At 74.2% G+C, this 10,392-nt stretch carries 10 protein-coding genes; 2 read left to right on the forward strand and 8 right to left on the reverse strand.

The window, feature by feature from the left end; all coding sequences use genetic code 11:
* Positions 1 to 466: hypothetical protein (locus QZX64_RS03975; protein WP_295657153.1), on the forward strand; the 466-nt coding region annotated here is incomplete at its 5' end.
* A gap of 6 nt (positions 467 to 472) precedes the next feature.
* On the opposite strand, the gene QZX64_RS03980 is transcribed toward QZX64_RS03975, so the two are convergent.
* The 8 genes from QZX64_RS03980 to QZX64_RS04015 form a co-directional block, all read right to left on the reverse strand.
* The gene (locus QZX64_RS03980; protein WP_295657155.1) at positions 473 to 2,173 is read right to left on the reverse strand and encodes a CTP synthase; all 1,701 of its coding nucleotides are present in this window, start codon (positions 2,171 to 2,173) and stop codon (positions 473 to 475) included.
* Positions 2,174 to 2,184: 11 nt separating this feature from the next.
* On the reverse strand, positions 2,185 to 3,075 hold the full coding sequence (locus QZX64_RS03985; protein ID WP_295657157.1) for a copper transporter: 891 nt from the start codon (positions 3,073 to 3,075) through the stop codon (positions 2,185 to 2,187).
* Positions 3,072 to 4,265, reverse strand: a complete 1,194-nt coding sequence (gene steA, locus QZX64_RS03990; RefSeq protein ID WP_295657159.1) for a putative cytokinetic ring protein SteA — start codon at positions 4,263 to 4,265, stop codon at positions 3,072 to 3,074. Before steA ends, QZX64_RS03985 begins: the two co-directional genes overlap by 4 nt.
* A gap of 77 nt (positions 4,266 to 4,342) precedes the next feature.
* Positions 4,343 to 6,082, reverse strand: coding sequence for a DNA repair protein RecN (recN, locus tag QZX64_RS03995; RefSeq protein WP_295657162.1), 1,740 nt, complete (start codon positions 6,080 to 6,082; stop codon positions 4,343 to 4,345).
* Positions 6,075 to 7,046, reverse strand: coding sequence for an NAD kinase (locus QZX64_RS04000; RefSeq protein ID WP_295657164.1), 972 nt, complete (start codon positions 7,044 to 7,046; stop codon positions 6,075 to 6,077). The genes recN and QZX64_RS04000 overlap by 8 nt, the downstream gene beginning before the upstream one ends.
* Positions 7,043 to 7,882, reverse strand: a complete 840-nt coding sequence (locus QZX64_RS04005) for a TlyA family RNA methyltransferase (protein ID WP_295657166.1) — start codon at positions 7,880 to 7,882, stop codon at positions 7,043 to 7,045. The genes QZX64_RS04000 and QZX64_RS04005 overlap by 4 nt, the downstream gene beginning before the upstream one ends.
* Before the next feature lie 7 nt (positions 7,883 to 7,889).
* The gene (locus QZX64_RS04010) at positions 7,890 to 8,051 is read right to left on the reverse strand and encodes a hypothetical protein (protein ID WP_295657168.1); all 162 of its coding nucleotides are present in this window, start codon (positions 8,049 to 8,051) and stop codon (positions 7,890 to 7,892) included.
* Positions 8,052 to 8,083: 32 nt separating this feature from the next.
* Positions 8,084 to 9,088: an HAD-IIA family hydrolase gene (locus QZX64_RS04015; protein ID WP_295657169.1), complete on the reverse strand. Its 1,005-nt coding sequence runs from the start codon at positions 9,086 to 9,088 to the stop codon at positions 8,084 to 8,086.
* Positions 9,089 to 9,138: 50 nt separating this feature from the next.
* On the opposite strand from QZX64_RS04015, the gene QZX64_RS04020 reads away from it, so the two are divergent.
* Positions 9,139 to 10,281 (forward strand): DUF1015 family protein, encoded by a 1,143-nt coding sequence (locus QZX64_RS04020; RefSeq protein ID WP_295657171.1) that lies wholly within the window; start codon positions 9,139 to 9,141, stop codon positions 10,279 to 10,281.
* Positions 10,282 to 10,392: the final 111 nt, after the last annotated feature.

Consider the following 10,392-nt stretch of genomic DNA (forward strand, 5'->3'; position numbering starts at 1 on the left):
CCGTCGGGCCGAGCTGGGCACCTACGACCGGGCCGCCGTGCAGGCGCTCCGCGACCGCGACCCCGACCCGGAGTCGGGGATCCGCGCGCTGGGCGTGCTCGCCGCCCGGGCCGACACCGCGTCCAAGGAGCAGGTGTGGGACGCCGTCTTCACGCAGCGGTCGGTGCACGTGGGCATGCCGCTGATCGCCCTGGCGACGTACTTCTGGCGTCCCGGGCAGGACGAGGTGCTGGCACCCTTCGCGGGGCGCTACCTCGAGGAGGTGACCAACCTGGGTGCGGGCGGGCTGCTCGAGCTCGGCTCGATCATGGCCTCCATGTTCCCGGTCGCCGGGGTCGACGAGGAGTTCCTGGCGCGCGCCCGCGACCTCGCGGACAGCCCCGACCTGCCGGCCTTCGCGCGGGCCAAGCTGCTCACGGGCACCGACGCCCTGGCCCGGCAGCTCCGGTCCCGCGCCGCCGTCTAGCCAGGTCTAGGCCGGGGCCTCCTCGGCCCGACGCAGGCCGGACTCGTCGATCTCGAGCCGCAGCTCGCGCTGGCGCTGGATGGCCGCACCGACGAGCCCGGCGAACAGCGGGTGCGGCCTGGTCGGGCGCGAGCGCAGCTCGGGGTGGGCCTGGGTGGCGACGTAGTAGGGATGCACGTCGGCCGGCAGCTCGACGAACTCCACGAGCCCGAGGTCGGGGTTGACCCCGGAGAACACCAGGCCGGCGTCCTGGAGCTGCTCGCGGTAGGCGTCGTTGAACTCGTAGCGGTGCCGGTGGCGCTCGTGCACGACGTCCTCGCCGTACGTCGTGCGCACCACGCTGCCCGGAGCCAGGTCGGCCGGCTGGAGGCCCAGGCGCATCGTGCCGCCGAGATCGCCCGCGCCCTCGACGAACTTCTTCTGCTCCTCGATGGTGGAGATGACCGGCTCGATCGTGTCGGGGTCGAACTCCGTGGAGCCGGCCTTCTCGAGACCCGCCCGGTTGCGGGCGTACTCGATGACCATGCACTGGAGCCCCAGGCAGAGGCCCAGGGTGGGGATGCCGTGGGTGCGCGCGTAGTGCAGCGCGCCCAGCTTGCCCTCGATGCCGCGGATGCCGAACCCGCCGGGCACCAGCACCGCGTCGACGTCGTGCAGGTGGCGCTGGGCGCCCGCGGGCGTCTGGCACTCGTCGGAGGCGATCCAGCGCAGGTGCACCTTGGCCTCGTGGGCGAAGCCGCCGGCGCGCAGCGCCTCGGCGACCGAGAGGTAGGCGTCGGGCAGGTCGATGTACTTGCCGACGAGGCCGACCGTGACCTCCTCCTTGGGGTGGTGCACGCGGCGCAGCAGGTCGTCCCACTCGGTCCAGTCGACGTCGCGGAACGGCAGGTCGAGGCGGCGTACGACGTAGGCGTCGAGGCCCTCGCGGTGCAGCACCTTGGGGATGTCGTAGATCGAGGGAGCGTCGGCGGCGGTGACCACGGCCTCCTCGTCGACGTCGCACATCAGCGAGATCTTGCGCTTGATGCTCTCGGGCAGCTCGCGGTCGGCCCGGCACACCACGGCGTCGGGCTGGATGCCGATCGAGCGCAGGGCGGCCACCGAGTGCTGGGTCGGCTTGGTCTTCAGCTCACCCGAGGGCCCGATGTAGGGCACCAGCGAGACGTGGATGAAGAAGCAGTTCTCGCGCCCGATCTCGTGCCGCGTCTGCCGGGCGGCCTCGAGGAACGGCAGCGACTCGATGTCGCCGACGGTGCCGCCGATCTCGGTGATGACCACGTCGAAGGGCTTGCCGGTGCCGCTGGTCCCCATGGCGAGGATGCGGTCCTTGATCTCGTTGGTGATGTGCGGGATCACCTGCACGGTGTCCCCGAGGTAGTCGCCGCGGCGCTCCTTGGCGATGACCGAGGAGTAGACCTGACCGGTGGTCACGTTCGCGATCTGGTTCAGCTCGGTGTCCAGGAACCGCTCGTAGTGACCGATGTCGAGGTCGGTCTCCGCGCCGTCGTCGGTCACGAAGACCTCGCCGTGCTGGAACGGGTTCATCGTGCCGGGATCCACGTTGAGGTAGGGGTCCAGCTTCTGCATGGTCACGCGGAGACCGCGGGCCTTGAGCAGGTTGCCCAGGCTGGAGGCGGTCAGCCCCTTGCCGAGGGAGGAGGCGACGCCTCCGGTCACGAAGACGTGCTTGGTCGGCGAGGGCTTCACGGAGTTCTAGCCTACCCGAGAGGGAGCGGTCCGTCCGAACCCGTGGCACCGAACGCACCTCCCGGGCTCGTCAGCGAGCGGACGAGGGCCAGCACCGTCGCCACCCGACCGGGTGGCGTGTCGGTGCCGTCGACGGTCGCGGCGTCGGTGCCGGAGCTGCGCAGCCGGCCGAGCTGACCCGTGCCGTCGGCGAGGTCGCCCGCGACCACGACGCCGACCGCGGTGCGGGTGAGGCCGGCGACGAGGCCGGCCAGGATGGTGTCGCCGCCCTCGGGGGACGGCTCGTCGCCGAGGACCAGCAGGACCAGCGGCGCCCGCCGGGCCGGCTCCTCCGGCCCGGCGAGCAGGTCGGCGCCGGCCAGCCCCTGGAGGATCCCGGCGGCGTTGCCGTCGGCGGCCCGTCCCTCGGGCCGGGTGCTGGCCACGGCGAGGCCGATGAGCTCACCCATCCGGTCGTACGTCGTCGCCTCCGCGCTCACGGCGCCGTCCCGCTGCTGGGTCATCAGCTGGCTGCCCAGGGTGTCGACCAGCGACTTCTCCCCGACGCCCACCAGGGCCTGGCCCACGGCGTACGACGCGGCGACCTCGCCGCCGGCGGCCCGGACCTGCTCCGCGACCTGCTCGACGACCTCGGGGTCGGCGCCGGGCATGCTCAGCACGGCCACCGACCGATCGGTCAGCCGGCCGGCGTACACGGTGCCGGCGACGCCACCGGCGAAGGCGTCACCGAAGTCGGCGCGCCGCTGTGCGACCGTCACCGCGTCCTGGAGGGCGGGCTCGGCCGCGGTGCTGCCCTCGGCCCGGCCGACCTCGGACAGCGGCCCGCCTCCCAGCACGATCCCGACCGAGAGGGCCAGGAAGACGGCGACGAGGGAGACGATGTGGTGGCGCAGGGTGATCACGAGCGGAGTCCTTGCAGGTAGTCGATGAGGTCGGCGGCGGCCGCGAGCAGGGCGTCCGCCCACGCCTGACCGGCCGGGGTGGTGCCGACGGCGACGGCGAGCGCCACGAGCCCGGCGAGGAGCACCCAGAGGACGTGGCGTGGCCGCACGCGGCCGGAGTAGAGCGTTGGCACGGCGGTGGCGTCCACCAGTCGCGGACCGACCTTCAGCCGGGTCAGGTAGGTGCTGGCGAGGCCGGTCCGCTGCCGGTCGAGGAACTCGTCGAGGGTGGCGTGCATGCCCACTCCGACGATGACCGAGGCGTGGCCGGAGTCGGCGAGGAGGAGGGCGGCGTCCTCGGTGGTGGCGCCGCTCTCGAACCGCAGCGGCCGGACGCCGAGGCGCTCCCAGCGGTCGGTGGCCGTGCGGCCGGCGCCCCGGTCGACCTGCACCACGACGTCGCGGGCAGCGCGCAGCGCCTTCGCCGACGGCCCGTCGTCCTCGTCACGGCGGCCAGAGACGACGACGATGTCGGGCTGGTGGCCGGCGGCGAGCAGGGCGTCGGCGCCCGTGTCGACCGCGATGAGGACGGGCGCCTGCTCCCGGATGAAGCGGCGTACGCCGGCGAGCTCCTCGCGGTGGCCCTCCCCCGGCACCACCACCACGACCGGCCGGTCCGCGATGGCCGTCGCCGGCCGTGGGATGCCGGTGCCGTGCAGGAGGAGGTCCTGCTCGCGGCGCAGGAACTCGGTGCTGTTGTGCGTGAAGGAGTCGAGCTGGGCGACGAGCCCGCTGCGTGCGGCGGTGAGCTCGTCCTGGACGGTCTGATCGTCGACGGTGCGCCCGGAGGCCACCTCGTCCTCGCCCACGTGCACGCCGCCGTCGTGCAACCGCAGCGCCGCACCGTCGCGGATCGCCGCCACGCCGGCGGCGCCGACCCGGTCGACCATCAGCACGCCGGCGCGCGCCAGGACGTCGGGACCCAGGGCGGGGTAGCGACCCGAGATCATCGGGGAGGCGTTCACCACGGCCACCACGTCGGCGTCGACGAGGGCCTGTGCGGTCGCCCGGTCCAGGTCCACCTGGTCGATGACGGCGACGTCGCCGGCACGCAGCCGCGGCAGCAGGGTGCGGGTGCGCCGGTCCACCCGTGCGGTGCCGTGCAGGCCGGGCAGGGTGGTCGTGGTCCGTTGTCTCGCTGGCATCCTCATGGCCGCTCAATCGTGTCAGCCGGCGAGCGCCGATCAGCGCAGGTGGACCTCCCGCGCGTGGCGGGAGGCGGGCGTGCTCAGCGCGAGCGCGCCGCCTCGAGCAGCTCCCGCGCGTGGGCCCGGGCCGTCTCGGACTCCTCCAGTCCTGCCAGCATCCGCGACAGCTCGCGCTCGCGCTGCTCGTCGTCGAGGACGGTGAGCCCGGACGTCGTGACGCTGCCGTCACTGGCCTTGGCGACGACCACGTGGCTGTCGGCGAAGGCGGCCACCTGCGGCAGGTGGGTGACGACCAGCACCTGGGCGGTGCGGGCCAGCTGCGCGAGGCGGCGACCGACCTCGATGGCCGCCTTGCCGCCCACCCCGGCGTCGACCTCGTCGAAGACGAAGATCGGCACCGGGCTCGTCTCGGCCAGCGAGACCTCCAGGGCCAGCATGATCCGGGACAACTCCCCGCCGGACGCCCCCTTGTGCAGCGCGCGGGCGTCGGCGCCGGTGTTGGCGGCCATCAGGAGCTCCACGTCGTCGAGCCCGGCGGCCGTGGCCCGCAGCCACCGACCGTCCACCTCGAGCGGGCCGCCCCCGGCCCCGGCGGGCGGCGCCACCTCGTGCTGGGTGACGGCGACCCGCACGCAGGCGTGCGGCATGGCCAGCAGCGTGAGCTCGGCCGTCACCTGTGTGCCGAGCCGGGTGGCTGCCTCGGTGCGTGCGGCGGACAGCGCCGTGCCGGCCGCCGCCAGCTCGACGCGGAGCTCGGCGCGGCGGCTGCGCAGGGCCTCGATGCGCTCGTCGGTGCCGTCGAGCTCGAGGAGCCGGGTGGACGCCTGCCGGGCCCATGCCAGCACCTCGTCGACGCTGTCGCCGTACTTGCGGGTGAGCGCGGTCAGCGCTGCCCGCCGCTCGCTGACGGCCGCGAGCCGGGCCGGGTCGGTCTCGAGGCCCGAGGCGTACGACGCGACGTCGGCCGCGACGTCGGAGAGCAGGTAGGTGATGTCGGTGATCCGCTCCGCCAGGCTCGCCGCCTCCGGGTCGTGCTCGGCGACACCGGTCAGTGCCGCACGGGCGGCGGCCGTGGTGGCCAACGCGTCCGGCGCGTCCTGTTCGCTCGACAGCGACTCGCGCGCCACCTCGGCGGCCGCCCGCAGGGTGTCGGCGAACCCCAGGCGCGACTCCTCCGCAGCGAGCGAGGCGTCCTCACCCGGCTCGGGCGACACCGCCTCGACCTCCCCGAGACCGAACCTCAGCTGGTCGGCCTCGCGGGCGCGCTCCCGCGCGGTGGTGACGACCTCGTCGAGCTCGCGCTCGGTCTCGGCCAGCTGCGTCCAGAGGCCACCCCACTGCGCGGCGAGCCCGGCGACCTCGGCGCCGGCGAAGCGGTCGAGCGCCTCGCGCTGGGCCTGCGGCCGCAGCAGCCGGTGCTGGTCGGACTGGCCGTGGACGGCGACCAGCGGCTCGGCGACGCCCGCCAGCGTGGACGCAGGCACCGAGGCACCGCCCACCCAGGCACGCGAGCGCCCCTCCGCGGAGATGTTGCGTGCCAGGACGACGCGGTCGTCCTCCACCTCTCCCCCGGCGTCCAGCACGGCGTCGGCGAGCCGGGGCAGGGCGCCGGCGGCGACGACCCCCTCGACGCGGGCGTGCCGCGCGCCGTTGCGCACCGCACCGGTGTCGGCGCGCCCGCCGAGGAGCAGCCCCAGCGCCGTCACCACCATCGTCTTGCCGGCGCCGGTCTCACCGGTGATCACGGTGAGCCCGGGGCCGAGCTCGAGCGTCGAGGAGTCGATCACGCCCAGCGAGCTGATGCGGATCTCCTCAAGCATCGTGGCTCCCCTCGCCGTTGCGCCGGCGGCGCTCGGAGGCGCCGCGCCAGCCTTCGACGGACAGGCCGAACTTCCGGACCAGCCGGTCGCTGAACGGCGCCTCGTGCAGGCGCACCAGCCGCACGGGGGTGTCCCCACGGCTGACCTCGATGCGCGCGCCCGGCTGCAGGTCGACGGGTCGGCGGCCGTCGCACCACAGGACGCCGCCGCCCTCGGTCTGCGCGAGGATCTCGACGGCCAGCACGGAGGTCGGCGCCACCACCATCGGTCGCGCGAACAGCGCGTGCGCACTGATCGGCACCACCAGAAGCGCCTCGACACCGGGCCACACCACCGGGCCGCCGGCGGAGAAGTTGTAGGCGGTCGATCCCGTCGGCGTGGCGAAGACGACCCCGTCGCAGCCCCACCGCGAGAGCGGGCGACCGTCGACCTCGACGACCACCTCGAGCATCCGCTGGCGGGCAGCCTTCTCGACGCTGGCCTCGTTGAGCGCCCAGGTGCGGGCCACCTCCTCGCCGTCGCGGTAGACGCACACCTCGATGGTGAGCCGGTCCTCGATGGTGTAGCGGCGGCGCACCAGCGCGTCGATGACCGACTCGGCGTCGTCGTACTCCGCCTCGGCCAGGAAGCCGACGTGCCCCAGGTTGACCCCCAGCAGGGCGATGCCGATGGGACGGGCGATCTCGGCCGCCCGGAGTATCGTGCCGTCGCCGCCGATGACCAGGACCACCTCGCAGTCGTGGCCGGCACCCTCCTCGGTGTCCACGAGCTCCAGGCACGGGTCGTACGACGTCGCGTCGAGGCCCAGGTCAGCCGCCTCGGGAGCCAGCAACCGGACGATGATGCCGTGGCTGTTGAGCATGGAGATGCACTCGAGCGCCACCTGCTTGGCTTCGTCGCGCCCCGTGTGCGCCAGCATCAGCACGCGGCGCGCGGGGGACTCGGGGGCTTCGGTCTCAGTCACGGGTCCACCCTCTCACCCGCCACCCCCAGGGCCGTGGCGCGCTCGGCCTCGGCGACGATGTCCTCGGTGCCGATCCGGGCCGGGCCCCGCCGCAGCAGGAGGAAGAACTCCACGTTGCCCGATGGTCCGGGCAACGGGCTGGTGGTGACGGCGACCGCCCCCCACCCCCGGTGCGCCGCCGCGTCGGCGACGCCCTGCACGGCCTCGGCGCGCAGGGCCGGGTCACGCACCACACCCCCCTTCCCGACGCGGTCCTTGCCGACCTCGAACTGCGGCTTGACCATCAGTGCCAGCTCACCGTCCGGCGCGGTCACGCCGAGCAGCGCGTCCAGCACCAGTGACAGGGAGATGAAGGACAGGTCCGCCACGACCACGTCGACGTGACCACCGACCAGGTCGAGGGTGAGCTCGCGGATGTTGGTGCGGTCGTGGACGACGACGCGGTCGTCGTTCTGCAGGCGCCAGACCAGCTGTCCGTACCCGACGTCGACCGCCACCACCTGACGCGCGCCGGCCCGCAGCAGCACGTCGGTGAAGCCGCCGGTCGAGGCCCCCGCGTCGAGGCACCGCCGCCCGGCCACGGTGAGCCCCTGCGCGGCGAACGCCTCGAGCGCCCCCGCGAGCTTGTGGCCGCCGCGGGAGGCGTACTCCGGGCGGTCGGGGTCCTCCGCGACCAGCAGGGCCACGTCGGTCGTGATGCCGGTCGCCGGCTTGCTCGCGACCACGCCCGCCACCTTGACCCGGCCCTCCGCGATCAGCGTGCTCGCGTGCTCGCGCGACCTCGCCAGGCCTCGCCGCACCAGCTCCTGGTCCAGCCGCAGCCGTCGGGGAGGCACCGGTCGGTCAGCTCTCCGGACGGGCGTCGAGCGCGCGACGCAGGCGCTCGTGCGCGGCCTCGAAGACCGCGACGTGCTCGGCCACCGGGGCGTCGTCGAGCACGGCGAGGGACTGCAGGACCACGTCGACCTCGGCGCTGCCGGACGACTGGGGGGCGTGCTCGGTCATGGTCTCGAGGCTAACCGACGACGTGCGCGTGCTCAGGCTCCGGGGACGGTGAGCGACGAGGTGTCGGCGGGCGTGCCTGAGAAGTCGAGGTGCGACCACGCCGCGACCGCCACGACCCGCCACCAGTCGTCGGGCGAGCCCGCTCCCTCGACCCCGAGGCGACCGTCGGTCACACCGGCCTCCCAGCCGCCCAGGAGGGTCCGGCCATCCTCGTGCTGCGGTGCACCGTGGGCGGTGAAGAGGCCCTCGGTCGTCGCCGCGACGTACGTCGGCCGCAGCCGCGGCGTCGCCGCCGCGAGCTCGGCCAGACCGGTCACCCCCGTCATCACCAGCAGCGAGTCGACACCCACGGCCCGCGCCCCCTCGATGTCGGTGTCCAGCCGGTCCCCGACCATCAGCGGGCGGTCGCCGCCGACCCGGCGGATCGTCTCCTCCAGCAGCGGCGGTGAGGGCTTGCCGGCCACCGTCGGCCGCACACCGCTGAAGTCGGCGAGGGTCTTGACCAGCACGCCGTGGCCCGGCGCCAGACCGTAGGCCGTCGGGATGCTCATGTCGGTGTTGCTGGCCACCCACGGCAGCCCGTCCCGGATCCGCACGGCGGCCCGCATCACGTGCTTCCACAGGACGTCGGGGCCGTAGCCCGTCACGATCGCGGTCACCTCCGAGCTCTCAGGGTCGGTCTCCGGCACCAGGCCCAGCTCCTCGAGGGCGCTGACCAGGCCGCTGCCGCCCAGGACGAGCACGCGGGAGCCGGGCCCCAACCGGTCGACCAGCACGCGCGCCGCCGCCTGCGCCGAGGTCACCACGTCGGTCGCCGAGGCGCGCACCCCGAGCCGGACGAGGTTGTCGGCCACGGTGGCGGCCGGGCGTGATGCGTTGTTGGTGACGAAGGCGACGTGCACCCCCGAGGCGACGAGGCGGTCGAGCCGCTCGGGCACGCCCTCGATCGCCGTGCCACTGACGTAGACGACGCCGTCGAGGTCGAGCATGACCAGGTCGTGGACCTCGGCCAGCGGTGTCGTGGACTCTCCGAGCATGGGTCCCACCCTTCCAGAGCCGCGCGAGCGCTGCCCCCTACGATGCTCCGATGGACCCAGCCGGCACGCTCGACCCGAGGGTGGTCACCCCGCCCTCGCCGGCCAAGCCCCTGCGGCTCCATCCCTTCCGGGCCCTGCGGCTGAGCGGCGACCGGGTCGGCGACCCTGCCTCCGCCCGCGCCTTCGCGCGACCCTATCGGGCGGTGAACGACCGACTGGGCGAGTGGGAGGCACGCGGTCTCGTGCACCACGACGCCGTGCCCGCGATCTACCTCCACGAGTACACCTCCGGCGGCATGACGGTGCGTGGCCTCGTCGGCTCGCTGGACCTGTCCACACGCGCCACCGGTCGCGACGACCGCGGCCTGCTGCCCCATGAGGGGATCCACGTGCGCCAGGCCGACGAGCTGGCCGAGCGCATGCGCGAGATGGCCCTCAACCCCGCGCCCATCCTCCTGGTGCACCGCGGACCGGCCTCGGTGCGGGCCCTCGTGCACCGCCTGCTCGGACGCGCCCCCGACCACGCCTACACCGACCGCGCCCACCAGCGCCACCGGCTGTGGGCGGTCACCGCACCCGGAGACCTGGCCGTGATCGCGACGGGGCTTGCCACCAGCACGCTGCTGATCGCCGACGGACACCACCGGTACGCCGCCTACCTCCGGCTGCAGGAGAGTGAACCGGGCACCCCCTGGGACCGCGGGCTCGCCATGGTCGTCGACCAGGAGGACACGCCCCTGCACCTGGGTGCCATCCACCGGGTGCTGCCGGGAGCGACCCTGACCGAGGTCGTCGAGGCGGCCCACGTCGTCGGCGTGGTGGCCCGGCCCGCCACCTCGGCGCACGGCCTGGCGGGGTTGGGCCCGGCCGCGATGGTGGCCACCGACGGTGCGCAGTGGCGGGTGCTGGACCTGCCCCGCCTCGACGGACGCGCTCCGGTGGAGCTGGTCCACGACGACCTGGTGCCCCGGCTGTCCCTGACCGCGCCGACACGCTACGAGCACTCCACCGAGGAGGCCCTCGTCACGCTGGCGGGCACCGGTGACGGCGGCGTCGCGCTCCTGCTGCCGGCACCCGCCTTCGACCTCGTCGGCCAGATCCTCGTGCAGGACCGGTTGCTGCCTGAGAAGGCGACGTCCTTCCAGCCCAAGCCGAGCGTCGGGGTCCTCATGAGGTCGCTGCTCGACGAATGACCCGCGCCGAGCTCACCTCCACCTCGACCCGCGACGCGGCTCCCGCAGCCGCGCGGAAGAACCGGCGCCGCAGCGCACCCTGCACCGCCACCTGGTCCCCGACGCGCCACG

The organism is uncultured Nocardioides sp., assembly GCF_902805925.1.
Classification (GTDB): domain Bacteria; phylum Actinomycetota; class Actinomycetes; order Propionibacteriales; family Nocardioidaceae; genus Nocardioides.